The organism is Clostridium sp. D46t1_190503_E9 (genome assembly GCF_015555225.1).
GTDB lineage: Bacteria > Bacillota > Clostridia > Clostridiales > Clostridiaceae > Clostridium.
In genome coordinates, this window is sequence record NZ_JADNKB010000006.1 from 119,765 (window position 1) to 146,119 (window position 26,355).

The following is a 26,355-nucleotide window of genomic DNA, read 5'->3' on the forward strand; positions in this document are numbered from 1 at the left end:
ATATAAAATTTAAAAAAATATGGTAGCATTTCTTAATGAAAGGCTACCATATTTTTGTTATTTAAAAAACTACTGTTAAAAGTTTTTAGTCTATCTTTACTTTTAACCATGCATCATCATATAGTTTTATTTTATTTCCTAAATCTTTAAATATTTCACATTTATCAAGAACTTCTTCAGCTGGATAAACAGTTTCATCTTCTTGAGTTTCTTCATCTAATAATTTATAGGCAGCTGTATTAGGTGTTGCATAACCTATATATTCAACATTTTCTTTTGCATTTTCAGGATCTGATAAGAAGTTTATAAATTCTTCAGCTTCTGATTTATGCTTAGCGCCTTTTGGTATAACCATAACATCAAACCATTTATTAGAACCTTCTTTTGGAACTATATATTGAAGGTTTAAATCAGGAGCTTCTTCTTGAATAAAAATAGCATCGCCAGAATAAACAGTAGCAAAAGTAGCTTCGCCGTTAATCATTTTATCCTTAACTTCATCCATGACATACGATTGAACTAAAGGCTTTTGTTTAATTAATTCATTTGCAGCTTCATCTAATTCATCTTTATCAACTGAATTTAAAGAATAACCAAGTTTAACTAAGGAAATAGCAAGCGTATCTCTTATTGAATCAAACATAAATATTTCACCTTTATATTTAGGATTCCATAAAATATCCCAGCTATCTACAGGATCATCAACTTTATCAGCATCATATATTATTCCTATTGTTCCCCACATATAAGGAACAGAGTATTCATTGTTAGGATCATAAGGAAGGTTTTTAAAGTCTTCACCAATATTCACATAGTTAGGTATGTTATTAAAATCAATTTTTTCTAACATATCTTCATTTATCATTTTTTCAACCATATAATCAGAAGGGAAAATTAAATCATATGTTCCAGGGCTATTTTTCACCTTTTGATACATAATTTCATTAGACTCATAAGTATCATAAATTACATCTATACCAGTTTCTTCTTCAAATTTTGCAATTAAATCTTCATTTATGTAATCTCCATAATTAAATACATTAAGAGTTCTTGTGCTTTTAGAACTATCTTCATTTTTAGAACATCCTACAAAAGATGAAGATATTAAAAATAATGAAGATAAAATAGCAATAGACTTTTTAAGCTTCTTCAATTTTATCACCTCTTGATGTAAATTCTTTTCTATTAGCAATTAATAGAAGAGTTAGAACAGTCACAAACATTAAAGTAGAAAGAGCATTAATTTCAGGTTTAATACCTCTTCTTGCCATAGCAAATATTTCTATAGAAAGGTTTGTAACTCCTGGACCAGCTGTAAAGAAACTAATAACAAAATCATCAATAGACATTGTAAATGCCATTAGCATACCAGCAAAGATACCAGGCTTAATTTGAGGTAATATTATTTTTCTTAATGTATAAGATGGTGTAGCACCTAAGTCTAATGCAGCTTCTTCAACATTCTCAGGTAATTGTCTAAGCTTTGGCAAAACAGCTAAGATTACATATGGAATATTAAATGTAATATGAGCTAGCAGCATAGTAGTAAATCCAAAATCTAATTTTGTAAGTGGTCTTATGAATATAAATAAGCTCATTAAGGCAATACCGGTTACTATATCAGGATTTAATACAGGTAAATAATTTATATTTAATAAAAGAGCCTTCTTAGGTCCTTTCATTTTATTTATACCAATAGCTGCTAATGTACCAATTACTGTGGCCACGACAGAAGAAATTATAGCTATAACAACTGTAAAGAATAAAGCTTGCATGATTCTTTCGTTCTTAAAAAGCTCGCCATACCATTTCAATGTAAATCCAGACCATTTTCCCATAGTCTTAGAATCATTGAAGGAGAAGACTATTAAGGCAACTATAGGCGTATATAAAAATATGAATACAAGTAATAAATAAAATTTCTTAATAAAATTTTCAAACTTTTTTACCATAATTGACCGCCTCCTTCTTTAGAATCAGAATTATCAAATTTACTCATTATAGCCATAGAAATTAATATTATTATCATCATAAATATTGAAATAGATGAACCAAAGTTCCAATCACCCATCATAGTAAATTGTTGCTCTATTAAGTTACCTAAAAGCATATATTGTCCACCACCAAGTAATCTTGAAATTACAAATGTAGAAACAGCAGGCATAAATACCATAGTTATTCCTGAAACTACTCCAGGCATGCTCAATGGAAGTACTATCTTTCTAAATACTTCACTTCTATTTGCACCTAAATCAGCAGCTGCATTTAATAAGTCCTTATCCATTTTTGATAAAACAGTATATATTGGAAGTACCATGAATGGTAAGAAATTATAAATCATACCAAGAATTACAGCGCCATCATTATATAAGAAGGTAAAAGGACCAACTCCGAAATAGCCAAGAATATTATTTATAAATCCGTTTTTACCTAAGATAGGTAACCAAGCATAAGTTCTAAGTAAGAAATTCATCCACATAGGTACTATAAAAAGCATTATTAAAATGTTACCTTTAGAAGGCTTCATTTTAGATATAATATATGCAACAGGATATCCTAAAACTAGGCACCAGATAGTAGATAATAAAGCAAGCCATAAGCTTCTTCCGAAAACTTTTATGTATTGAGGTTGAAGTAGTCTTGTAAAGTTTTCTAGGGAGAATGCATAATCTCCTTCAGGTGTTGTTACAGTAAAGCCGAAGAATAAAACTATTAATAAAGGAATTACAATAAATAATGCACTCCAGATTATGAAAGGAGATGCAGCAAAGTTTCTATTAGCTTTTTTTGCTTTACTCATTATTTGCAACCTTTCTCATAATATGAATATCTTCTGGATAAATATCTAATCCTATAACAGAATTTACTTCTGCAAATTTAGTATTATGGATTATCCATGTATTGTTTCCTTCTTCAACTTCTATTTCATAATGAACACCTTTAAAAATTATAGATTTAACAATTCCTTTTAGCATTCCTTTATCAGGAGATACGATTTTTATATCCTCTGGTCTTATAACTACATCAATTAATTCGTTTTGGTCAAATCCTTTATCAACACATTCGAAAGTTGTATTACAAAATTCTACTTTAAAATCTTCTAACATAGTACCATCTAAAATGTTACTTTCACCTATAAAGTCAGCAACAAAAGCATTAGCAGGCTCATTATAAATATCTTCAGGAGAACCCATTTGTTGAATTTTACCTTTATTCATAACAATGATAGTATCAGACATAGTTAATGCTTCTTCTTGATCATGTGTTACAAATATGAAAGTAATTCCAAGTCTTTGTTGTATTCTTTTAAGCTCAATTTGCATTTCTTTTCTAAGTTTTAAATCAAGTGCGCCAAGAGGTTCATCTAAAAGAAGAATTTCAGGTTCATTAATTAGAGCTCTTGCAATGGCAACTCTTTGTTGTTGTCCACCACTTAAAGAATCAACGCTTCTTTTTTCAAATCCTTCTAAAGAAACTAATTTAAGCATTTCTTTAACTTTTGAATCTATTTCATTTTTAGGAGTCTTTTTAATTTTTAATCCAAAAGCTACATTTTCATATACATTCATATGAGGAAATAAAGCATATTTTTGGAATACGGTGTTTACTTGCCTTTTATATGGAGGTAAAGTTGAAATATCAGTTCCATTAAATAAAACTTCACCTTTATCTGCATCTTCAAATCCAGCAATTATTTTTAATGTTGTTGTTTTTCCACATCCACTAGGGCCAAGTAATGTTAAAAATTCATTCTTTTTAATGTTTAATGAAAGGTTGTCTAAAACACAATTATTTTCAAAAGTTTTAGAAACACCTTTCATTTCAATTATATTTTGTTTCAAAATAAACACCTCTTTCTATAGATTTAAAATGATGGTGGAGTACTTACCCAAATAACTTTGGCTTGTGTTTTTCCCCCATTTGAAATATAGTGATTAGACCTAGGCTTAAAATAGAAGCTTTCGCCCTTTTTAACTTTGAACTTCTTTTTGCCTAAATGTAATATTATAGTTCCAGATAAAACAAAACCAAATTCTTCACCCTCATGAGGCTCTTCTTCTATATATTGCCCACCTGGTTCTAAAGTTATCATAATTGGTTCCATTTCATTTTTTTGAGCATTTGGTATAAGCCACATTAGCTTATATCTTAAATCTTCATTTTCAGTTTCAAACATATCTTCATATGTATATGTAACCTTTTCCTCGCTAGCATCACTAAAGAACTCTGTAAGATTAGTTCCTAGTATTTCTAATATATCTATTAATGTTGCTATTGATGGAGAAGTTAAATCATTTTCTACTTGGGATATGAATCCTTTAGATAATTCACATCTATTAGCAAGTTCTTCTTGAGTTAATTGCTTTTCAATACGTAATCTACGTATCTTTTCTCCGATTTCCACAACTACACCTCTACTTTAATAAATTTTATAATACTAAACCTTAGGTTTAAAATTACTAAACAAACAATAGATATTATATATTTTAATTTGATATAAATCAATATTTTTTATAAAAAAACATATAAAAAATTTCCTCTAAAATTTTTCTAGAAGTGTTGATTCTATTAAAGTATATTAGATTGCTTAAAAATTTAGTTTAATAAAACAACACTAAAAGTTTAGAAATACTAAATAAAAAATAAGGTGTTTGAAATTACTGAAAATTATTATATCTTTAAAATGCAGAAGAAATCAATATTTTCAAATTATTACCTCTAATAAGATTAATTAGTATTATTAAAAAAATATTAAATTTAAATTACTTAGTTCTTATATTAAGTCTATATATCTTGATAAAACGTGGATTTTATGAGATAGTAGACTATATATTAACTGGAAGAATAAAGTAAATATTTATAGGTGAGATAATGAATGAAAAGTTAAGTTTATATAGAAGAAATGGAAAGATAGCGTATATAAGGAAACCTAGCTTTGAAGAGCTATCTTTTGTTAAGGAATTATGGGGAAATAAAGAGAATATGGGTGAGGTTGGTGAAGCATATTCATTTCCAAGAGAAAAATGGGAAATGTTTTACAAGAAAATGGTGCAACCTACCGATGGAAAAAACTTTTATTGTTTGGTGTATACTACTGATGATAAGGCCATTGGGGAAGTAAGTTTTCATGGATATAATTCTGCAACTAAGGTGGCAAGAATAAATATAAAAATACATCATGAATATAGAAGAATGGGATATGGAGAAGAAGCCTTAAGATTACTTTTAGAGTATTATTTTTTAGAGTTCGGTGGAGAAGCAATAATAGATACAGTAAAAACAAGTGAAGCTAAATCTTTATTGAAAAAAGTTGGATTCGAAGAAATAAATAATTTTAGAAAGCAATACACATATAAATTAACTAAGAATAATTTTTTAAATTGTAAAATAAATAATAAGAAAAAGATTGCTCTTTTAGTTTACGATGATATAGAGATAATGGAATATTCAATTGCATTTAGTATATTCAATAAGATAAATGAACTTTTGGAAGATGATTACTTTGAAATACATTCCGTATCAAGTAAAGCAAAAATTAAATCAAATAATATAGATATAGCAGTTGATAAAATAGCAAGTAAAGATATGTATAATCCTAATATAGTTATAATTCCTGGGGGCGTAGGGGTAGCTAGTGCTACTAATGATAGTGTGCTGATGAATTATATAAGAGAAAGATATAATGAGTGTGATTATATAACTACTTTTTCTAACGGAATCTATTTTCTCGATAAGTTTAATGATATAAATGGAGTTGCAATTCCTGAATCTAAATGGAAAATAGAAGGTGCAATAGAAATTAAGAAATCATTTGTTGATAACGGTAAATTAATGTTTGCTTCAAATATGGTTGGAATTATAGAACTTTGTGTAGAAATTGTTAAAAAGTTTGCTGGTGAAGATATAAGCAAGGAACTATATAAAGAATTAGGAGCTATATAAGGATCTTGGAGCTATATAATATAGAAAGTTATTTATGAAATTTAATAGAATATATGGAATCATATGAGATATATTTATTAGATGTAGATATATCTTTTCTATTAAAAATATAGTAACTAAAAAAAGCAAATGAATTCAGATAATTTTTAATGAAACAGGAGAGTCTTAGACATCCGCTTTAAATAATAGACAATTTGTTGTATAAAAATTATAATAAATAAGACAATATGATTTTGTTGTTAGTTGTCCAAAAGAGGAGAAGATAAATATGCTAAAAGGTAGAATTCATTCAATTGAAAGTATGGGGCTAGTTGATGGACCAGGGATTAGAGTAGTAGTATTTTTTCAAGGGTGTAAATTAAGATGTCTTTATTGTCATAACCCAGATACATGGAGTGAAAATGAAGGTGATGAGTATACTTCAGAAGAATTAGTTAAAAAAATAAAAAGATTTAAAAGTTATTTTACGACTTCAGGAGGAGGAGTTACTTTTTCAGGTGGAGACCCATTAAGACAATCAGAGTTTTTATTAGATGTTCTTAAGGAATGTAAGGGAGAAGGAATACATACGTGTTTAGATACATCAGGTGTAGGATTCGGAGAATATGATGAAATTTTAAAATATACTGATTTAGTATTATATGATGTCAAGCATTTATCAGAAGTTGGATATAAAGACATGACAGGTTTTAAAATAGATGAAACAAATAAATTTTTAGAAGCATGCAAAAATGCTGGTACTAAGCTTTGGATAAGACAAGTAGTTGTACCAGGAAAGACAGATAGTGAAGAGTACATGCAAGAACTTAAAGAGTTTGTTAATTCATTAAAAAATGTTGAAAAGGTAGAATTATTGCCATATCATTTATTAGGTGTAAATAAATACGAAACATTAGGATTAAAATATAGATTGGATGGAACGCCAGCTATGGATAAAGAAAAGTGTAAATTACTTAAAGAAAAGTTTTTTAGTGAATTTTAAAGCTTATTTTAAGTAATAATAAATCCCTAGAAATTTTTCTAGGGATTTATTATTAAAAAATTATTTTTTTAATAGATTTGAAAAATATCCTGCAGGAATCAATCCTTTTTTCATACCTTGTATAACTGTCAAATAAGTAGCTGCTGTATCAAATCTAGCATCATGATAGTTTCCACTACCCTCAAATAGTTCATTTGCCTTATTTGCTATTTGATCCTCAGAAATTTGAAGAAAATCTATAACTTCTGCAAGTTTAGGATTTTTTATATTTCCAGATGGACTTGGTAAATTGCAAAGAGACTTATAATATGCCATAGTACAAAATGTATTTTTAGGCTCCCAAGTTGTATCTATAAGACCTGCTTCCCAAAGTTGTTGTAATTCATGTTTTAAAAATTTTATATCGAATTGAACATTATGTCCTATTATAAAATCTGCATCAAAGAAATCTGGCATAAACTCATGGACACAATCTAAAAATTCTTTACCTTCTGAAAGGTCATATAGTTTTTCAAGTGAAAATCCATGAATAGCTTCAGCACCTTCATCCATACTATCAACTGTGAAGAAAAAGTTTTTTCCTGTAGTTTTTTGTGGTTTAACTGAAGCATCTATAACTATATAACTTAACTGACATATATTACCTGGCTTTATGCTAGTTGTTTCTGTATCAAAAAATAGTAGTTTCATTTTATCCTCCTAAGATTAAGTTTCTTATTATATAATAACATAAATTTAAAGAAAGTCCTAAAACATAATTATGGAACTAAGAGATATATTTAATAATAAAAAAATAACTAATAGAAATCTATTAGCTATTTTTCTTATTTATTTTCCTTCAAAAGCTTTAGAAATTACCTTTAATAATTCAAGACAAGTTTCTAATGTCTTTTTATTATCATCTAAGGCTGGATTAAATTCTACAAAATCCATAGCTCTAACTAATGAAGTGTTTATTATAGTTTCAATTACTTGTTTTCCTTCTGAGAAGGTTAATCCATCTTCTACTGGAGTTCCTGTTCCTGGAACATAAGAAGGATCTAGGCTATCAATATCAAAGCTAAAATGAATATTTTTTACATTTCTCATTTTTAAAGCTTCTAAAAGTTCTTTTAATACAATGTCTATGCCCTTAGTTTTAATATCTTTCATGGTCCATACGTTAAGATTATATTCCTTGATTAATTCAAGTTCACCTAAATCTAAGTCTCTGCAACCTAATAAAAATACATTTTCAGGTTTAACCTTTTTGCTAGAAGAATAAAGGTTAGTCAAAATTTCATGGCCTATTCCCATGGAACTAGCTAAAGGCATTCCGTGAATGTTTCCAGATGGGGAAGTCTCGTGTGTATTTATATCACCATGAGCATCCACCCAAACTACTGCAAGATCTTCATCAAAAAATTTACTTGAGCCAGCAACACTACCTATAGCAAGTGAATGATCTCCACCTATAACTAAAGGAAGATATGACTTACTTAATGACTCATAAACTTTATCAGCTAGTCCAACATTTGATCTCACAACTTCATCTAAATACTTCATTTTTGCGTTAGCTGCGTATTTATCATTTGAAGAAACATTTTTTACATGAACTTCGCCCATATCACAGACTTGGTGGCTTTTATTAAAGATATCTAGAAGGTTGTTCTCTCTTAAAATTTTTGGCCCATTTTCAACTCCAGGATTATCACATCCATAGAATATAGGCATATCAATAATACTAATATTCATAAAACAAACCTCCGATTTGGAATAATTTTTTTAGGGCAATAAATATATATTAATAGCTTCAAATCGATATGTAAATAAAAAAATGTGAAAAAAATATTACAATTACACAATTTTTAAATATATTATGAAAATATTAACTAAATACATATTATAATTATACTTTTTTGTCTTAAAATGTGAAAAAAAATCAAAATAGAAAGAAAAAAATTATAAATTCTATTTTGACTTATATAAAAATTCTATTTATTCATATAGTATTTAATATATCTAAAAATTAGGGGAAAGATATATAATTATTTTATCAATATACTATATAATTATTATTCATAATATATCTTTACATATAATTTAGATAGTATTTGATTTGTAAAGCCCCAGCATTTCCACTATTATTTAGGATTATGAATAAAATTTAGAATGTATGCTTATAAATTAATAAGAGTGTTTCTTAAATAAATTAGTTTATAATTTATTTATTCCCTTATTGAGATTTGTTATTCTTTATCTATAAGCAAATAAAAAAGGAGCATATGCCCCTTTTTATGTTAATGAAGGTATTTATTATGATATCATTTCACTTAACTTTTGTAGTGCTTCTTCTCTTGTATCAAAAGAAAATTTATTATCTTTAATATAGTTTTGATCTATTTCTGGTAAATTTGATAATGGCTTAGAATCAGAGTAAACCTTTTTTTCAGATTCAATTATATTACCATTAGAATCTGTTTTGAATAAGCTTATAAATCCATTTTCTTCGCCTAAATAGTATTTATTAGATTCAAATTTACTTGTATTTATAGCGGTATCTCTTGTATAAACTAATTTATTACTATCCCATTCGGAAAGAACATATCCCTGAACTGATAGTTCTTCGCTCAAATCTTCTTTTGTAAGATTTTCATTTAAATTTAATTTGCTTTTTAAATTAATTAGATTTTCAGCCATATCTATATTATCATTTGTTTTTAGCATTATATAAATATTATCATCTAAATATTTATTATTTTCACTATATACAGTTTCATTTTGAGCTTCTGCATTATTTATATCTCTATTTGGATTAGTTACATAATCGGTTATAAAGTAACTTAAGCAAAAGCAAATTGCTAATAATGAAACAAATGAAACCAACATAGCAGCTTTTTGTTTTTTACTAATATTCTTTTTAGTGGATTTGAAGTTTGATTTATTATTTAAATTATCCATATTTATCACCCCTTGTTCCTATTATTGACAAATAAGTATAAATTTAAACTGCATAAAATAAAAAAAGTATATTATTTTATATAGATATTTATGATTAAGATTAAATTTCGTAATATAGCAAATGCTAATATAGAGGTTAGAAGAGGAATTAATCTTTAAAAAAAGATACATTTTCGTATGAATGATGTAAATAAATGATATAAATAATATAAATATGAAGAATAATATAGTTTGTTATATATTTGTAACAAAGATGACAAATAAATTTAGTATAATGTAATGGATATTGTTGTAAAAATAGAGGTCTTGGTTATATAATAATAGAGTAGAGGGAGGAATTAGGATGAGCGAAAATGATTCAGTGAAAAGAAAAAGTTCTAATAGTAAAAAGAAAATTAAAAAAAGAAATAAAAAGAAAATTATATTAATATCTATCATAAGCATATTAGCAGTAGTAGCAATACTTATAGCGACAGGTTGGGGGTATTATAATCATATTAGAAATAAAATTTATGTAGAATATAATCCGGAAAATAAGAATGAAACTAGCTACAATGAGGTAGATGGAATTACAAATGTTTTATTAATAGGAACTGATGGAAGAACCTTAGATGAGCCAGCAAGATCGGACTCAATTATTGTAGCTACATTAGATAATAACAATAAAAAAGTTAAGTTAACATCAATAATGAGAGATACAGTAGTTAACATACCTGAATATGGAGAAAATAAAATTAATGCTGCATTTGCATTTGGAAGTTCTGAAGAAGATGAAAATGGAAAACTTAAAGGAGCTGAAGGTGGAGCAGCCTTAGTAATGGAGACTATAGAAGAAAACTTCAATTTACATTTAGATAAATATATTATAGTAAACTTTTGGGGGTTTGAAGCTATAATAGATGAAATTGGCGGAATTGAAGTAGATATAAAAGATTATGAAATAGATGAAGTTAATAAATATATAGGTGAATCAACAGGAGTGAATTCTCCTCCAATTACTGAAACAGGACTTCAAAAAGTAAATGGACAACAAGCTCTATCTTATGCAAGAATAAGATATGTTGGAAATGGAGATTTTGAAAGAGGACAAAGGCAAAGTAAAGTATTACATGAAGTTGCTAAAAATTTAAAGGAAGTAAATCCTTTAAAATATGTAAGCATAGCTAATACTTTATCAGAGCATGTTAAAACTAACATAGATATACCAGAAGCTTTAAATTTAGCTTATACAATTTATAAGTTACCAAGCTTAGACTTTGAGCAATTACAAATACCACAAACAGAGCTTATTGCAAGGGACAATCTATATAAGGATAGAGGATGGTGTTTATTAATAGATTTAGAACAAAATTCTAAGGTTCTGCATGACTTTATTTTTAATAATAAACTACCTAATCCAGAAGAATTTGATTTATTATCAGTTGAAAATGTTGCTGCAGCTTATAATGCAGAAGAAGCTAGATATAATTCTTTATACAACATCAAACCAGAAGAATATAATGATAAAAATACAGATGCTATTCCAGAGCCAACTCCAGATAGGGATGTTGTAAAACCACCAGCAAGTGGAGGAACAACTAATCCACCGACAGGAGGAACAAGTAATCCACCAGCAAGTGGAGGAAATGGAACAGTTAATTCACCAGCAGGTGGAGGAAACGGTACAACTAATCCACCAGCAAATGGGGGAAATGAAACAACAAAACCGCCAGTAAATGGAGGAAACGAAACAACTAATCCACCAGCAAGCGGAGGAAATGAAACAACGCCACCAGCAAATGGAGAAAATAATCATGAAAAACCTCAAGGCGAAAAACCAAATCAATAAAATTTTAAAGGGCTTTACTATTAGTAGAGTCCCTTTTTATTAAAAAAATATAAACAAGAGTATTAAGTTTAATAAATATGGTATAATCATAAAAAAGAATAAGGAGGACTAGGATGTTAGGATCAAACTATTTATTAACTAAGATATTAACAGTGCCTGCAATTTTGATAGCTTTTGTTGCTCAAGGATATGCAAAAGCTAAAGTGGCAGATAAGTTAGGAGATAAAACGCCAAGATTTCAGGGAAGATTAACATTAAATCCGATAGCTCATATAGATATTATTGGATTTATTATGATTTTATTAGTAGGATTTGGGTGGACTAAACCAGTGGATACTAATCCAAGTGCATATAAGAGAGGTCAGAAGGATGCAATAAAGGTAACTATGGCAGCTCCTCTTGCAAATTTATTAGTTGGATTTGTAGGAATGTTCATATATGCATTATGGTCTTATATAGCATATAGCATTTTACCATCATCAACTTATAGTATAGTTGGTATTGCCCTATATCTTATATCAGCTATAAATATAAACTTATTTGTATTTAATTTAATTCCACTTCCAGGACTTGCAGGATTTGAATTGTTTAGGGAGTTAAACCCTAGAAGCTTTTATAAAGTTGCAGATAAGCTTTATCAATATCAAATGGTTATTCTTTTAGCAATTGTTGTAGTAGGTCAATTTATCTTGACAATTCCATCAAATTTAATCATTAATCTATTTAGTAAAATAGCTTTTGGAGTTTTAGGAATAATATTTTAATATAAAAGTAGATTCAATAGAAAGAAGTGTAATTAAAAGCCAGATTTACTAAGTTCTTAACTACACTTAAATGAATCTACTTTTTTATTATTTTAGCAATTTTCTTGAATATGGGTAAATTATAATCAAATTCTATTAAGTTAATAATTTAAATAGCTGTTATAATAAGCTCTTTCCCATATATTTCTTTAAATTTTTCACCTGCTCTTAAGGCTTGGCGAATTTCAAAGTCAACATCTATATCTGAAGAAACTTTAATTGTTACTGTATTACTATCAAATGATACGTTAAGTTCTTTAACTGCACCAACAAGGCTTCTATCTAAACCTTCAGCTATTTTAACAAGTACTCCAATAAGTTTTGCAGAGCGTAAATCTAATTGACTAATAACTGATGAAAATGGAGCTAAAGGTGTTTGATAGTTATTAAACCTATGTGAAGCTGCAATAGCAGCACTCATAAGAAGTTCCTTATGTGTTAACCCATTTATATAAGAATTTAATATTATATAAAATGAATGTTTATGATGTCCATAATAGTTAATACTAATACCACAATCATGTAGCATAGAAGATGTTTTTATAATATTTAAATATTCATCTCCTAAATGATGTAGTGGTTTTAAAGAATTAAATAAATTATAAGCTATTTTAAATACATTTAGTGCATGGCTCTTGTCACTATTTAACGTTTCTAATATTCCATTTATACTATAATCTAGCATGTCTTCTGGTATTGTATATTTATTATTAAGATATTCATACATTAAGCCTTCTCTAAGGCCTCTTCCTGAAATTATTATCTTATTACATTGAACCATATTAGCTATTTTCTTAAAGATAGCGGTTCCTCCAACTATTATATCTGCAAGCTCTGGGTCGATTCCATCTAATTTTTGTCTTTGCTTAAAGTCCTTACATTTTAATAAATTAAATATTTCTTGAACATCAATATCAGAAAGCTCGTAGTTATGAGGAATATCAAAAGGATATCTTTTTCTAACTCTATCTATTTTACCAATATTTCTAACTATAGATGCAATACCTATTATTGAGTCAAATTTAGTTTCCATAAGCCAGCTTATATCATTTAACTTTTCAGATATGAAATTAAGTGCATCAGTTAAATCTTTAGGTAATATTCTATCTTTTAAATTAAATTTATATGTTAGATTTACACTTCCTATAGGTAAGGTAACACTTTTTATTATTTTATCCCCTTGAACCCAAGCTAAATGAGTATCTGTACCAGCAACTTCAATCATTAAAGAATTGCCTATATAAATGCTTCTTCTTATTCCAAAAAAGTTATAATAAATTTCTTCGTCGCAACTTAAAACTCTAATATCAATATCTAATTCTTTTTTAATAAGAGGAAGAAGAATATCTTTATTTTTAGCTTCCCTTAAAGATTCAGTAGCAACAGCAAATATTTTATTTGCACCTGAAACAGTACAAAGTGATTTATATGCTCTAAGTGTAGAAAGTATAGTTTTAGAGTTTTCGTTACATATTCCGTAATCAGTAACTAAATCATGACATAATCTGATAGATGTTTTTAATTCATCTATTATTTTAAAATATCCATTTTCATTAACTTCCGTTAACATAAGTCTAAGAGAACTTGGACCTATATCGATAATACCAACTCTATCCATATTGACTCCTTAAGTAAATATTATGAAAATTATTTTTGTTATAGATATTATATCACTTTAATTAATAAAGTATAGGTAAGAGTTAAATATATTTATATAAGTATACCTTTTTTATTGACAATAAAAGTTTTGTTTATGTATAATGTTTATATTAAATTAGAATAAGTATTAATATCTATGAAGAGGAGAGTACTATATTTGATTCTTTAAGCGAGTAAGGGGTGGTGTAAGCCTTATAAGATAGAATATTAGGAAGAGAGCCTTGGAGATAGCTACTGAAATTTTATTAGTAGGATAGTTCGTATTGCTGCGTTAAAGCATTGAGTGGCATTTTATGCAATCAGAGTGGTACCGCGGGATTTTTTCCGTCTCTTATTTATTTAAGAGACGGATTTTTTATTTTTCAAATTATTAGTAAAAATTAAGGAGGATACATAATGGATTACAAGAAAAAAGTTGCAGAAGCAATAAGTAAATATGTTGATATGGATATTGAAAACATAGAAAAATTAATAGAAATTCCACCAAAGAGTGATATGGGAGATTATGCATTTCCATGCTTTCAATTAGCAAAAACTTTTAGAAAAGCTCCTAATATGATATCAGAGGAGTTAGCTGGTAAAATAGACAATGATGGATTCGAAAAGATAATTAATGTTGGGCCATATGTTAATTTCTTTGCAGATAAAAGTATCTTTACTAAAAATACAATAGAAAAAGTATTAACAGAAGGCGATGAATATGGTTCATCTAATGTAGGAGAAGGAAAAACTATTTGTGTTGAATATTCATCACCTAATATAGCAAAGCCATTCCATGTTGGACATTTATTTACAACAGCAATAGGAAATTCATTATATAAGATATTTAAGAAAGAAGGATATAATGTTGAGGGAATAAATCATTTAGGTGACTGGGGAACTCAATTTGGAAAGCTTATATCTGCATATAAAAGATGGGGAAATGAAGAGGCATTAGAAAAGAATGCTATAGATGAATTATTAAGAATATATGTTAAGTTCCATGATGAAGCAGAAAAGGATCCTGCACTTGAAGATGAAGGAAGAGCTTACTTTAAAGCATTAGAAGATGGAGATAAAGAAGTAGAAGCTTTATGGAAGAGATTTAGAGATTTAAGCTTAAAAGAATTTGAAAGAATATATGAAATTTTTGATGTTAAATTTGATTCATATGCAGGTGAAGCATTCTATAATGATAAAATGGATGTTGTAGTAAATGAATTAAAGGAAAAGAATTTGTTAGTTGAAAGTAATGGTGCACAAGTAGTTATGCTTGATGAATACAATATGCCTCCATGTATAGTACTTAAAGGTGATGGAGCATCAATATATGCAACAAGAGACTTAGCTGCTGCAATGTATAGAAAGAAGAAATATGATTTCTATAAGAGCATATATGTAGTAGGAACACCACAAGCACTACACTTTAAACAAGTATTTAAGGTATTAGAGCTTGCAGGCCATGAATGGGCAAAAGATTGTGTTCATGTAGGCTTCGGACTTGTAAAATTTGCAGATAGAAAACTTTCAACTAGAAAAGGTGAAGTTATTTTATTAGATGACTTAATAAAAGAATCTATAGATAAAACATTAGAAGTAATAAATGAAAAAAATCCAAACTTAGAAAATAAAGAGGAAGTGGCTAAAAAGATAGGTGTTGGTGCAGTAGTATTTACTTATCTAAAAAATTCTAGAGAAAAGGATATAGTATTTGATTGGAAGGAAATGCTTTCATTTGATGGCGAAACAGGTCCTTATGTTCAATATTCATATGCAAGAGCAAACAGTATATTAACAAGAGCAGGAGAGCTTAAAGGAAATGCTAATTATTCTAAGCTTTCTTCAAAGGAAGAGTTTGAATTAGTAAAGACATTAGAAGGATTTGCAAAACAAATACATTTAGCAACAGAAAAGTTAGAGCCATCAATTATTACAAGATATGCAATAGAAGTTGCAAAATCATTTAATAAATTCTATAATGCACATTCAGTATTAAACTTAGAAGATGAAGAATTAAAAGAAGCTAGATTGAGTTTAGTAAAAGCAACATGTCAAGTTATCAAAAACTCTTTAGCTTTATTAGGAATTGAAGTTGTAGATAAGATGTAACATAATTGTTTAGGGATGCGAGAATTCGCATCCCTATTTGCATCTAATTTTTATAAAAAATTAACAATAATATGAAAGACTAAATAATACTATTATGATATAATCTATAGAAATCTAAGAGAGGAGTAGATAATTATTTTTAATAATATAAAAAATAAGGATTTGTTAATTACTATTGTTATAGCAATATTAGTTGGGATAGTTGGATTTAAGATTATAGAAAATTATCCGTATTTTTTTAGTATATTGAAGAAGTTTTGGTCCTTAATGTTGCCAGTTTTATATGGGTTAGTATTTGGATATATTTTAAATCCTTTAGTTAAGCTTATAAAAAGAAGGTTTAATGTAAAAGAAGGTGTTGCAATATTAAGTACTTATTTATTGGTATTAGCAATAATAATATTAGCATCTTTATACTTAATACCTAGTATAATAGATAGTGCTGTTGACATAACAACAAAAATGCCTTCCTATATCCAAGAAACTCAAGAATGGTTAGATAAAATTTTAAATAATCAATCTGTAAAAGAATTTATAAATACTACAGGAACTACGGATAATATTAATCATATCATAGCTCAATTTGGAACAATGGCAGTAACTTTATTAGAAGGTTCAATATCATATATATTTACTATTTCTAGTCAGTTACTTAAACTATTTTTAGGATTATTAATATCTATATATGTTCTGGTAGATAAGGATAGGTTAATAAAAGAAAGTAAAAAAGTAACATTCTTAATACTTAAAGAAAAGAGAGGGAAAAAATTAATAGAAGCTGTTAGAATATATCATAATATGATAGGTGCTTATATAGGAATAAAAGCAGTGGATTCTTCAATTATTGCAGCTATGGCATTAGTTTTACTAACCATAGTTAAGTCAGAATATGCTTTTTTATTAGCTGTTATAGTTGGAATAACTAATATGATTCCATACTTTGGACCATTTATAGGAGAAATAGTGGGATTTTTATTTAATGTTTTTGTATCACCAACTAAAGGATTAATTGTATTTTTAGTATTATTGGCGCTTCAATTATTTGATGGCTGGTATCTAGATCCTAAATTAATAGGAAATAAAGTAGGAGTAAGACCTTTATTTATAATAGTAGCAGTATTAATAGGCGGAGGATTTTATGGAGCTTTAGGGATGCTTTTAGCATCACCAACAGCTGCAACTTTAAAAGTATATTATGAAAGAATAATGAAAAAGAATGAAGCTTTAGTAAAAACTGCAGAAAACAGTTAGTAGTAATAAAAAATGGCTTAATAAAATATCATTGATTTTATTAAGCCATTTTACTTTTAGTTTTTCTTCTCAAGTTTAATTCCATTTTCTTCTTCTTTATAGGCTGAACAATGATTTGAACAGCTTCCACAATTACATTCACCTTTAGAAGATTTTCTTATGTTCTTATATATTGTAAAGCCAGCAAAAGCAACAATAACTAATGTAATTAATATTTCCATAGAAACACCTTCTTTTATATAAATAATTTAGTTATGTTAAAAATTATAAATGAAACTATCCAAGCCAATATAAGTTGATATGAACTTGCAAATAAAGTGAACTTAGTACCATATTCTTTCTTCATTGCACCTAAAACTGATATACAAGGAGTATACAAAAGTACAAAAACTAAGAAAGATATTGCTGATGCTGTAGTAAAATAAATTGGTAACACTACTGATAAGTCACCTGCAAATATGATTCCCATTGATGCGACAACAGTTTCTTTAGCTAGTAATCCAGTTAATAAAGAAACTGAACTTTGCCAGTTACCAAATCCTAAAGGACTAAATATTGGAGCTATTAAGTTTCCGATTGATGCTAAAATACTATCATTAACATCTACCATACCTGAGAAACTGAAGTTCGATAAGAACCAAATAACAACACTCATAGCAAATATTATAGTTCCAGCTTTTACTAAGAAGCTTTTAGCTTTTTCATAAACTTGTTTACCAACATTTTTTATAGAAGGAGCCTTATATTCTGGTAGTTCTATAATAAATGGTTCTTCATCTTTTTTAAATAAAGTATTCTTAAATATTATTCCTAAAATAAATGCTAATATTACACCTAATAAATATAAAAGTGCAACTACTAATCCTGTATAGTTTGGGAAAAATACTGCTGCAAATACAGCATAAACAGGTAATCTAGCGTTACAACTCATTAGTGGAACTAATAAAGCAGTAAGTTTTCTATCTTTTTCGCTTTCTAATGTTCTGGCAGACATTATTGCAGGAACTGTACAACCAAATCCGACAATCATAGGTATAAAAGCTTTACCTGAAAGTCCCATCTTTCTCATTAACTTGTCCATGATAAATGCAACTCTAGCCATATATCCACTATCTTCAAGTATTGATATACATGCAAATAGTGCAAGTATTATAGGTAATAAAACAATAATTCCTCCAACACCAGCTACAATACCATCAACTATCAAAGATTGAAACCATGGAGCGGTATTAGAAAGTAAATCTGATAAATAAGGTAAAAATGAATCATTTAAAAGTCCATCTAACAAATCAGATAATGGTTGTCCAATCCATGCAAATGTAATTTGAAACATTAATGCCATTATTATTATAAATATTGGATATGCAAGCCATGGGTTTAATAAAAAGTTATCTAATTTATCTTTTAATGTAGTTTTAGACTTATCTATTGTTTTATTACATTTATTAAGAATTGATTCTATAAATTCATAAGTTTCTTTTTCGCTATTAAATTCATAATTATATTTATCTATTTTAGATAAATAATTATCTTTCTCAATAACATCTTTAATTTTATCAATGCCTTGTCCTTTAGAAGCAACAATTGGAATTACTGTAACATTCATAAGTTCTGATAATTTAGTATAATCTAAATTAATTCCTTTTTTCTCAGCAATATCAATCATGTTTACAGCTAAAATAATAGGTTTTTTAAATTGTTTTAATTGAGTAGTCAAATAAAGATTTCTATCAATATTTGAGGCGTCTATTATATTTAATATAACATCAACATCGTCATTTTCTAAAAATGCTTTAGATATTTTTTCTTCATTAGAATAAGTATCCATTGCATATATACCAGGTAAATCGACTATTCTAGTATTTCCGAAAAATCCTTCCTTCTTATCTACTGTAACTCCAGCCCAGTTCCCAATTCTTTGGTTTGAACCAGTTAGGTAATTAAAAAGTGTAGTTTTACCTACATTTGGATTTCCAAGCAATGCTACTGTTTTCATTTGTTATTCCCCCTATACAGCTAAAAATATATTTTTAGCATCCTTTTTTCTAATTGCTAAATCAAATCCCCTAAGATTAACTATTATTGGATCACCTAAAGGAGCTACCCTTTTAAGTTCAATTTCAGTTCCTTCAATGCAACCAAGAGCTAATAATCTTTTTGTAAGTTTATCATCACCATTGATGTATTTTATTATAGCTTTTTCCCCTAAATTTAATTCACATAGACTCATATCATCACCTCGTATTGAAAATCATTATCATATTATTATAATACCAAAATGTTAAAATGTAGTCAATATTTTTAAGTGTATAACTGATAAATATTATCAATTATAAAATGTTTTTTATATTTAAACTTAGTTATATTTTTGTTGAACATATAATAAATTACATAATATTATATTAAGGTAGGAAGATTTAATTATATTTATTTTTATATTGTTATAAAAGATGATATAATATTATAAGATAAACTAAGGACTTAAAAGGTGATAAATGATAAGGAAGAAAGAGTGGTAATGTGATTATAAGAGAGAATATAATAGAGGTGGATTATTTAGCAAGAGATTTTATGCTAAAAACGGATACAATCAATAGGCCTCCGGAAGAACTAATATTTTTTGATTTAGAGCATTATGTATATAAGAAGCCAAAATGTATAGGAGTCTTTGGAGCTTGTATTTTTGAAAAAAATAAATTGTATGTAACTCAATATATGATTGAAAATAAAGGTGAAGTAATCCAAATTCTTGATTTAGCTAAAAAATATTTTGTTAATATGAAGAGAAAAGGGAAGAAAGCAATTGTTACTTTCTCAGGAAATAATGACTATACAGTTATAAATTATTTGTTTAAAAAATATGGAATAGAATTTAATTTTTCTAAGGAATTTGAGGATATAGATATTCAAAGAGAATATGAAAAAGAAAATGGGCACTCTATAGGTTTGAAGAATCTTGAAAAAGAGTTTGATATTCATAGAGAGGGAGATTTAATTAGTGGATCTAATTTGGCAAAAACTTTTAATAAAGTATTAAAAGATAGAGAGTATATACTAAGAATGCCAAAAGAGAAAATAGAAACTATACTTCTATATAATGAACAGGATGTCACCAATTTATATAACATTTATATGAGATGGACAGCATATCTAAAGAAAGAAGAGGAAATCGAAGAAGAGGAAATTGAAGAAGATGAATATATAGAAGATATAGAAAAAATAGATGAAAATAAAGAATTAGAAAATAACTTTTTTAATATACAAAATAAAAATTTAAAAGATATAAACAAAACGAAAGAAAAAACTTGCATAGATAAATAATAGGATGCATTAAAGGAAAGAAAAGAAAGTTAAAATATTAATTTAAGATTAAAATCTTAAATGATAGATGCTCCTAATAATTTTAGGAGCATCTATCATTTTAAGGATAAACCATCTGATGTTATTACGATGTTTCCATTTATATCTGTTCTATAAATTTCAGCTTCCTTTAATCTTGATAGAACAACATCGGTTGGATGTCCATAAGTATTATCTTCTCCTACGGAAATTACTGCGATAGAAGGATTACTTGCATTTAAGAATTTTTCAGAAGTCGAACTAGAAGATCCATGATGACCTATTTTTAACACATCGCATTTCAAATCAAAGCCAGCATTTAAAACTTCATTTTCAGCAAGCTCTTCAGCATCACCAGTAAATAAAAACGAAGTATTTTTATAAGATATTTTTATAATAGGAGAATAATTGTTTAAATCCTCATATCTGTTAGAGAGAGGAGAAAAAACATCTATTATCACATTATTACCAAGATCTATTGATTTCATATTTGCCTTTAGTATTTTGATTTTTAAATCTTTTCGAATAAGAGATTCTGCCATTGTTTCAAAAGCCTTTGTAGAATTTTCAACCTTAGGTGCATAGAAATTTATAACTTCAAAATTATTAATTATATAGCTCATATTTCCTATATGATCTTCATGGGGGTGAGTTGCAATTACATAATCAAACTTAGATATATTTAATTTCTTAAGATATTTTTTTAACTTATCTTCAGATTCATTAGGTCCAGAATCAATAAGTAAGTTCTTTTTATTTACTTGGATTAATATAGAATCACCTTGACCAACATCAATAAAATGTACTAGCATAGTATTTTTATTAGTTTCTAAATTATTTTCTTTGATATTAATGCTGCATTGGAAAAGCAAAATTATGAGAATAAAGTTTACAAACATATAGAATAGTTTCTTAATCAATTCCTGTCTCCTTGAATAATATAAAATTTAATTATTAGATATTTAAGTAGAGTATTATATATAAGAGATGTAATAAATTTTTTAATGATATATTCTAGTTTAATTTTAAGTTCAAGTTCTTAATAATATATATATATTATAGACATATAGTAATAAAAATATAATTGAAGAAAAAAATATAAGCATTTATAATAAAGTAAGAAATAAAATATGGTGGTGAAGAATAATGAGTATTTTTAAAATTATTAATTATGGTATATATATGATATTCATGCAATTTAAAGCTATAAAACGTTGGTTTTTAGAAATTACAAAGGGAGAAAAAGCTGCAGTAGATTATAGTGGGAAGGTTGGAGAAGATTGGGCAAGATATACAATACATAATACTCTTAATATGAATGTTACTATAAAAGGTAAAGAGAATATTCCAGATGTTCCATGTTGTTATATAGGAAATCATACTAGTATTCTAGATATTCCTCTTTTAATAAACTCAGTAGGAAAATGTATGGGATTTGTTGCTAAGAAGGAAATGATAAAGGCTCCTGTCTTAGGATATTGGATGAAAAAGTATAATTGTGTTCCTTTAGATAGAGAAAATGCAAGAGAAGCAATTAAAGTTATAAGAGAAGGTGCAGAGAATATAAAAAAAGGCTACAGTATGGCTATATTTCCTGAGGGAACAAGAAGCAAGGATGGAAAGTTAAAAGAATTTAAAAAGGGAAGCTTAAAATTAGCTACAATGGCTAAGGCTCCTGTAGTGCCAGTTTCTATTGATGGGGCATATAGAGCTTATGAAATAGATGGAAAATTTAAATCAATAGATATAACTGTTACATTTGATAAGCCTATATATACTGAAAATTTAACTAGAGAAGAAGAAAAAGGGTTAATGGAAAAGGTCAGAGAAGTAATTGCAAAAAATTTAGGACAATAAAATCATAGTAAGAATAATATATAAACTATACCGTTAAAAGAAAATTAAAGGTATAGTTTATTTTTTTATATTCAAGAAATAATCATATTATAAAAAATATATCTCTAAAATAATTCGGATACGTTGTGAATATATATGATTATTATTAGAAAAGTATTCGCGAATTTGATAAATTTATAAAAATATCTAAGGAAACTTAATATGATTACGTTTTCCTTGTTAAAAAATATAAAAAAGTCGTAATAATTTTTGAAAATTGAAAAAGACTTCTTCCTAAACTTGCAAAATATATGTTATAATATAAAAAAATAGTGCAAAAATGAAATTTTCAATTTATATATATTTCAAAAAGGGGGCAATTGTATGCGTAAAGAGTTTTCAATAAGTAATGATAAGGTATTAATTAATTTTACAGCTAAATATTGTAGTACATTTGAGGAGTTAGTTGAAAGTGAAGGATTTAGAAGGGTAATTGAAACTTATTTAAAAAAGTCTAAAAAGAAAGTTACATTAAGTTGGAGATATTTAAAGTCCGGTTTAAAAACAGAAGATGTTTCACAAATATCAGAAGATTTATCTAAAATATTTAAATATTGTACAGTTTTAAATGTAAATGAAATTGTAGAAGCTAATCCTAATTATTGCGATTTATTTTCAGATAAAGATAAATTCATAGCTTTTGTGGAGGATTTATATTTATTTTGGAGAAGATTAGAAAGATATACAATCATTCATAGTAATAGACGTCAAGCAGGATTATCCGTAGTAAACTTTACGCAAGCTAACTCAGCATTATCTAATTTAATATTAAAATTATATAGAAAAGTTGAAAAAAATGTATTAGGATATAGGCCAAATGTATTTAGACAAATACCTGTTGGGGGAAATGCATCAATCATAATTAATAAAATTCTATGGCCACTACCAAAAGGATATGAAGCTTTAGAAGATATAGAATTTATTGATAGTATTTTATTAGAGACTCCATTTATAACATACCCAAAGAAAAATACTAGAAGTGGAATGTTCACCGAAACTGATAGTAACCCATTAAAATATGCATCTTTAAATAAAGATCATTGGTTCTGTTATCCAGCTAAAGTAGGTGAGCTTATGGCATTTATATACTTCCATAGAGATTTCATGCAGCATGGGATAACTTTATGTAATTTATTTGAAATGGCTAGATGTGAAGAATATAGAGGTAAAAAACCAGATTTAGTCTATGTATTTGGAGCGACAGATGATGAAAATGAAAAGAAAACTGTATTTTATGATGATAAAGAAAATGATATTATGGTAGGTTACGTTAACCATTCCGTAGATATTGATTACTTTGGATATATGAAGAAAATGACGCTTACATTACACAATTTAGTAATGATAAAGAGGGGATATTTACCTATACATGGGGCAATGGTTAATATCGAGCTTAAAGATGGGAATACAGCAAATGTTGTTATAATGGGAGATAGTGGAGCAGGAAAATCAGAAAGTTTAGAAGCGTTTAGAACTTTAAGTGAAGATTATATTAGCAATATGACTATTATATTTGATGATATGGGAACATTTAAAGAAGTAGATGGCAAAATAATTGGATATGGAACAGAAATAGGAGCATTTGTTAGATTAGACGACTTGGATCAAGGATATGCTTTTAAAGAAATTGATAGAAGTATTTTCATGAATCCAGATAAGATAAATGCTAGACTGGTAATGCCAGTGGCACCATATAAAGAAATAGTAAAGGGATATGAAGTTGATTTATTCCTTTACGCAAATAATTATACAGAAGTTAAAGAAGGAGAAAATTCAATCGAATACTTTAAAACTCCAGAGGAGGCTATAAAGGTATTTAAGTCAGGCGCAAGAATGGCTAAAGGAACAACATCAGAAAAGGGGTTAGTTGAAAGCTATTTTGCAAATCCATTTGGACCAGCCCAAAAGCAACAAGAAACGGACATATTAATAGAAAAATACTTTGAAGATATGTTTAACGGAACTGTAAAAGTTGGGCAAATAAAAACCTGTTTAGCTTTAGAAGGCCAAGAAAAAGAAGGACCAAGGAAAGCAGCAATAGAATTATTTAATATTATAAAAAAATTGAAATAAAGAATTCAAATTTTCAATAAAAGATATTAAAAATATATAATAATATATTATATAAATTAGATTTGTAAGAATATAAATGTCTGTTAAAATTAAGAGAGTGTGAAAAACCACACTCTCTTAATTTAATTAAATAAACTTTAATTAAATTGCTTAGTTAGAACCCATAAATCTATCTTTAGCAAAGAATGATAGAGAATATAGACCTGCTATTCCGACTAAAGCATAAATTATTCTGCTAAATGCAGTCATTGTTCCAAATAGTGTATCAACTAAGTTAAATTGAAAGAATCCAATTAATCCCCAGTTAACAGCTCCAATTATAACTAAAATAAGTGCTATTGAATCTAAAACTTTCATAAAAAACACTCCTTTTAAAATAGGTTTACAATAAATAGTGTAACCAAAAGGAATTATTTTATGTATTTTTATATAGATATATTTCTATCAATAGGTTGGTCTAAAGAAATTATTGTATCTGTTCTTTGTATTCCATTGATAGTATTAATTTTATTTAATAATATATCTTGTAGGTCAGTAATATTTCTACAAACTACCTTAGCAAAAATGGAATAATTTCCAGTTGTTAAGTGTAACTCGACAACTTCTTTAATTCTAGATAATTCATCAAAAACTGAATCAAAAGAAGAAGTTTTATCAACGTATATTCCAACGAAACAACATACATCATAACCTAACTTAGGTAAATTTAAAAGAATTCTAGTTCCTTTTATTATTCCAAGTTCCTCCATTTTTTTCATTCTAACATGTATCGTTCCCCCACTTACATGGCAAATTCTTGCTATTTCTAAGTAAGGAGTTCTACAATCTTTTATCAATAAATCTAGTATTTGTAGATCTAATTCATCTAATTGATAGGGCAAATTTAAACTCATAGAATCACCTCATATTAACATTTTATAATTTCTTTCTTTATTCTATCAAAAAATTTATTAAAATAGAAGGGAATTATAATAAATTTAATAAATTTAACTAAAAATATTAATATATTAGTAATAATTAGTAAAACATGGGTATTTAAAATGTATCAAAGATTTTATTAGCTGTAATATGGTATAAAAATATATAATGTTGTAAATATTTAAAGGCATATATCTTGAAAATATCTACTATTTCTTTTAATATAGTATATAGAAGCTTTTTAAAGGAGGAATAATACCATGCAGATATTAATTACTATAGCATATTTTGCAGTAACTATCGGGTTAATGATCCTGCTATTTACTTTAGGTAAAAAATATGTATTTTCAAAGGTAAGAATAAATAAATGGATTCCATTAGCCATAGCACTAGTTCTATTTTTAGCCCAATTTTTTATAAAACCAAATAATATGTGGATAAATATGGGGCTTACTTTAGTAATAGTTTGGTTCTTCTTATGGTTCTTTGATATTCAAAGTACAGGTGGACCAAAGAAGAAAGAAAAGAAAATTGAAATAAGACCTAAAGCTAAGCCTAATAGAGTTAAACATATGCAAAATCAAAAAGATAATTAAAATTTTGGATATAAATATGGCATACAATTATGAAGTAAA

Annotated in this window: 25 protein-coding genes and 1 other annotated feature; of the genes, 10 read left to right on the forward strand and 15 right to left on the reverse strand. The window is 27.2% G+C overall.

The annotated features are described in order from the left end of the window. Positions 1-85: 85 nt before the first annotated feature. From I2E83_RS08715 to I2E83_RS08735, 5 genes are read right to left on the reverse strand one after another with little or no spacing between them, the layout of a single operon-like run. The gene (locus I2E83_RS08715) at positions 86-1,153 is read right to left on the reverse strand and encodes a spermidine/putrescine ABC transporter substrate-binding protein (protein WP_195263310.1); all 1,068 of its coding nucleotides are present in this window, start codon (positions 1,151-1,153) and stop codon (positions 86-88) included. Further along, a complete protein-coding gene (locus I2E83_RS08720; RefSeq protein WP_195263311.1) occupies positions 1,140-1,952 on the reverse strand; it encodes an ABC transporter permease in 813 nt (270 codons plus the stop codon). Before I2E83_RS08720 ends, I2E83_RS08715 begins: the two co-directional genes overlap by 14 nt. Next, the gene (locus I2E83_RS08725) at positions 1,946-2,800 is read right to left on the reverse strand and encodes an ABC transporter permease (RefSeq protein WP_195263312.1); all 855 of its coding nucleotides are present in this window, start codon (positions 2,798-2,800) and stop codon (positions 1,946-1,948) included. Before I2E83_RS08725 ends, I2E83_RS08720 begins: the two co-directional genes overlap by 7 nt. Beyond that, complete coding sequence (gene potA, locus I2E83_RS08730) at positions 2,793-3,845, reverse strand: spermidine/putrescine ABC transporter ATP-binding protein (protein WP_347707754.1); 1,053 nt, start codon at positions 3,843-3,845, stop codon at positions 2,793-2,795. The genes I2E83_RS08725 and potA overlap by 8 nt, the downstream gene beginning before the upstream one ends. Before the next feature lie 20 nt (positions 3,846-3,865). Then, entirely contained in the window at positions 3,866-4,405 is a 540-nt protein-coding gene (locus I2E83_RS08735) for an XRE family transcriptional regulator (RefSeq protein WP_195263314.1), read from the reverse strand. A gap of 467 nt (positions 4,406-4,872) precedes the next feature. On the opposite strand from I2E83_RS08735, the gene I2E83_RS08740 reads away from it, so the two are divergent. Then, positions 4,873-5,943 carry a GNAT family N-acetyltransferase gene (locus tag I2E83_RS08740; RefSeq protein WP_195429459.1) on the forward strand — a complete coding sequence of 357 codons (1,071 nt, stop codon included), beginning with the start codon at positions 4,873-4,875 and terminating at the stop codon, positions 5,941-5,943. Positions 5,944-6,211: 268 nt separating this feature from the next. Next, positions 6,212-6,925 carry a pyruvate formate-lyase-activating protein gene (pflA, locus tag I2E83_RS08745; RefSeq protein WP_195263316.1) on the forward strand — a complete coding sequence of 238 codons (714 nt, stop codon included), beginning with the start codon at positions 6,212-6,214 and terminating at the stop codon, positions 6,923-6,925. A 60-nt stretch (positions 6,926-6,985) separates the two neighbouring features. Here the strand turns inward: pflA and I2E83_RS08750 are convergent, their stop codons facing one another. The 3 genes from I2E83_RS08750 to I2E83_RS08760 all read right to left on the reverse strand — a co-directional run bounded on the left by I2E83_RS08750 (position 6,986) and on the right by I2E83_RS08760 (position 9,865). Beyond that, positions 6,986-7,615: a 3'-5' exonuclease gene (locus I2E83_RS08750; protein ID WP_195263317.1), complete on the reverse strand. Its 630-nt coding sequence runs from the start codon at positions 7,613-7,615 to the stop codon at positions 6,986-6,988. A gap of 138 nt (positions 7,616-7,753) precedes the next feature. Further along, entirely contained in the window at positions 7,754-8,659 is a 906-nt protein-coding gene (gene rocF, locus I2E83_RS08755; protein ID WP_195263318.1) for an arginase, read from the reverse strand. A gap of 561 nt (positions 8,660-9,220) precedes the next feature. Continuing rightward, entirely contained in the window at positions 9,221-9,865 is a 645-nt protein-coding gene (locus I2E83_RS08760; RefSeq protein WP_195263319.1) for a hypothetical protein, read from the reverse strand. Positions 9,866-10,208: 343 nt separating this feature from the next. On the opposite strand from I2E83_RS08760, the gene I2E83_RS08765 reads away from it, so the two are divergent. Continuing rightward, entirely contained in the window at positions 10,209-11,693 is a 1,485-nt protein-coding gene (locus I2E83_RS08765; RefSeq protein WP_195429461.1) for an LCP family protein, read from the forward strand. A 113-nt stretch (positions 11,694-11,806) separates the two neighbouring features. Further along, on the forward strand, positions 11,807-12,457 hold the full coding sequence (locus I2E83_RS08770; protein WP_195429463.1) for a site-2 protease family protein: 651 nt from the start codon (positions 11,807-11,809) through the stop codon (positions 12,455-12,457). 148 nt (positions 12,458-12,605) lie between these two features. Here the strand turns inward: I2E83_RS08770 and I2E83_RS08775 are convergent, their stop codons facing one another. Further along, a complete protein-coding gene (locus I2E83_RS08775) occupies positions 12,606-14,114 on the reverse strand; it encodes a Ppx/GppA phosphatase family protein (protein ID WP_195263322.1) in 1,509 nt (502 codons plus the stop codon). Positions 14,115-14,282: 168 nt separating this feature from the next. Beyond that, positions 14,283-14,490, forward strand: a binding site (T-box leader). Positions 14,491-14,551: 61 nt separating this feature from the next. Here I2E83_RS08775 and argS point away from each other — a divergent pair. Beyond that, positions 14,552-16,243 (forward strand): arginine--tRNA ligase, encoded by a 1,692-nt coding sequence (argS, locus tag I2E83_RS08780; RefSeq protein ID WP_195263323.1) that lies wholly within the window; start codon positions 14,552-14,554, stop codon positions 16,241-16,243. A gap of 162 nt (positions 16,244-16,405) precedes the next feature. Further along, on the forward strand, positions 16,406-17,494 hold the full coding sequence (locus I2E83_RS08785; protein WP_195263324.1) for an AI-2E family transporter: 1,089 nt from the start codon (positions 16,406-16,408) through the stop codon (positions 17,492-17,494). 56 nt (positions 17,495-17,550) lie between these two features. Here I2E83_RS08785 and I2E83_RS08790 read toward each other — a convergent pair whose 3' ends face one another. The 3 genes from I2E83_RS08790 to I2E83_RS08800 are packed head-to-tail and all read right to left on the reverse strand — an operon-like array spanning position 17,551 to position 19,724. Next, a complete protein-coding gene (locus I2E83_RS08790; RefSeq protein ID WP_195263325.1) occupies positions 17,551-17,715 on the reverse strand; it encodes a FeoB-associated Cys-rich membrane protein in 165 nt (54 codons plus the stop codon). A gap of 14 nt (positions 17,716-17,729) precedes the next feature. Then, entirely contained in the window at positions 17,730-19,490 is a 1,761-nt protein-coding gene (gene feoB / locus I2E83_RS08795) for a ferrous iron transport protein B (protein WP_195263326.1), read from the reverse strand. A 12-nt stretch (positions 19,491-19,502) separates the two neighbouring features. Beyond that, positions 19,503-19,724, reverse strand: a complete 222-nt coding sequence (locus I2E83_RS08800; RefSeq protein WP_195263327.1) for a ferrous iron transport protein A — start codon at positions 19,722-19,724, stop codon at positions 19,503-19,505. A gap of 290 nt (positions 19,725-20,014) precedes the next feature. Here I2E83_RS08800 and I2E83_RS08805 point away from each other — a divergent pair, with 290 nt between their 5' ends. Next, on the forward strand, positions 20,015-20,815 hold the full coding sequence (locus I2E83_RS08805) for a ribonuclease H-like domain-containing protein (protein ID WP_195263328.1): 801 nt from the start codon (positions 20,015-20,017) through the stop codon (positions 20,813-20,815). Between the two features lie 95 nt (positions 20,816-20,910). On the opposite strand, the gene I2E83_RS08810 is transcribed toward I2E83_RS08805, so the two are convergent. Further along, positions 20,911-21,753 (reverse strand): ComEC/Rec2 family competence protein, encoded by an 843-nt coding sequence (locus tag I2E83_RS08810; RefSeq protein ID WP_243249616.1) that lies wholly within the window; start codon positions 21,751-21,753, stop codon positions 20,911-20,913. Positions 21,754-21,979: 226 nt separating this feature from the next. Here I2E83_RS08810 and I2E83_RS08815 point away from each other — a divergent pair, with 226 nt between their 5' ends. Together I2E83_RS08815 and I2E83_RS08820 are read left to right on the forward strand one after the other, a co-directional pair. Next, positions 21,980-22,690, forward strand: a complete 711-nt coding sequence (locus I2E83_RS08815; RefSeq protein WP_195263329.1) for a lysophospholipid acyltransferase family protein — start codon at positions 21,980-21,982, stop codon at positions 22,688-22,690. 363 nt (positions 22,691-23,053) lie between these two features. Further along, complete coding sequence (locus I2E83_RS08820; protein WP_195429465.1) at positions 23,054-24,802, forward strand: phosphoenolpyruvate carboxykinase; 1,749 nt, start codon at positions 23,054-23,056, stop codon at positions 24,800-24,802. Between the two features lie 150 nt (positions 24,803-24,952). Here I2E83_RS08820 and I2E83_RS08825 read toward each other — a convergent pair whose 3' ends face one another. Continuing rightward, entirely contained in the window at positions 24,953-25,159 is a 207-nt protein-coding gene (locus tag I2E83_RS08825; RefSeq protein WP_195263331.1) for a DUF378 domain-containing protein, read from the reverse strand. Between the two features lie 68 nt (positions 25,160-25,227). Beyond that, positions 25,228-25,695 carry an Lrp/AsnC ligand binding domain-containing protein gene (locus I2E83_RS08830; protein WP_195263332.1) on the reverse strand — a complete coding sequence of 156 codons (468 nt, stop codon included), beginning with the start codon at positions 25,693-25,695 and terminating at the stop codon, positions 25,228-25,230. A gap of 285 nt (positions 25,696-25,980) precedes the next feature. Here I2E83_RS08830 and I2E83_RS08835 point away from each other — a divergent pair, with 285 nt between their 5' ends. Further along, positions 25,981-26,316 (forward strand): hypothetical protein, encoded by a 336-nt coding sequence (locus I2E83_RS08835; protein WP_195263333.1) that lies wholly within the window; start codon positions 25,981-25,983, stop codon positions 26,314-26,316. Positions 26,317-26,355 lie beyond the last annotated feature (39 nt).

Coding starts and splice junctions, on each gene's coding strand:
- I2E83_RS08720 (WP_195263311.1), bottom strand. CDS start 1,952: ATGGTAAAAAAGTTTGAAAATTTTATTAAGAAATTTTATTTATTACTT.
- I2E83_RS08725 (WP_195263312.1), bottom strand. CDS start 2,800: ATGAGTAAAGCAAAAAAAGCTAATAGAAACTTTGCTGCATCTCCTTTC.
- I2E83_RS08740 (WP_195429459.1), top strand. CDS start 4,873: ATGAATGAAAAGTTAAGTTTATATAGAAGAAATGGAAAGATAGCGTAT.
- pflA (WP_195263316.1), top strand. CDS start 6,212: ATGCTAAAAGGTAGAATTCATTCAATTGAAAGTATGGGGCTAGTTGAT.
- I2E83_RS08750 (WP_195263317.1), bottom strand. CDS start 7,615: ATGAAACTACTATTTTTTGATACAGAAACAACTAGCATAAAGCCAGGT.
- rocF (WP_195263318.1), bottom strand. CDS start 8,659: ATGAATATTAGTATTATTGATATGCCTATATTCTATGGATGTGATAAT.
- I2E83_RS08760 (WP_195263319.1), bottom strand. CDS start 9,865: ATGGATAATTTAAATAATAAATCAAACTTCAAATCCACTAAAAAGAAT.
- I2E83_RS08765 (WP_195429461.1), top strand. CDS start 10,209: ATGAGCGAAAATGATTCAGTGAAAAGAAAAAGTTCTAATAGTAAAAAG.
- I2E83_RS08770 (WP_195429463.1), top strand. CDS start 11,807: ATGTTAGGATCAAACTATTTATTAACTAAGATATTAACAGTGCCTGCA.
- I2E83_RS08775 (WP_195263322.1), bottom strand. CDS start 14,114: ATGGATAGAGTTGGTATTATCGATATAGGTCCAAGTTCTCTTAGACTT.
- argS (WP_195263323.1), top strand. CDS start 14,552: ATGGATTACAAGAAAAAAGTTGCAGAAGCAATAAGTAAATATGTTGAT.
- I2E83_RS08790 (WP_195263325.1), bottom strand. CDS start 17,715: ATGGAAATATTAATTACATTAGTTATTGTTGCTTTTGCTGGCTTTACA.
- feoB (WP_195263326.1), bottom strand. CDS start 19,490: ATGAAAACAGTAGCATTGCTTGGAAATCCAAATGTAGGTAAAACTACA.
- I2E83_RS08800 (WP_195263327.1), bottom strand. CDS start 19,724: ATGAGTCTATGTGAATTAAATTTAGGGGAAAAAGCTATAATAAAATAC.
- I2E83_RS08815 (WP_195263329.1), top strand. CDS start 21,980: ATGAGTATTTTTAAAATTATTAATTATGGTATATATATGATATTCATG.
- I2E83_RS08820 (WP_195429465.1), top strand. CDS start 23,054: ATGCGTAAAGAGTTTTCAATAAGTAATGATAAGGTATTAATTAATTTT.
- I2E83_RS08825 (WP_195263331.1), bottom strand. CDS start 25,159: ATGAAAGTTTTAGATTCAATAGCACTTATTTTAGTTATAATTGGAGCT.
- I2E83_RS08830 (WP_195263332.1), bottom strand. CDS start 25,695: ATGAGTTTAAATTTGCCCTATCAATTAGATGAATTAGATCTACAAATA.
- I2E83_RS08835 (WP_195263333.1), top strand. CDS start 25,981: ATGCAGATATTAATTACTATAGCATATTTTGCAGTAACTATCGGGTTA.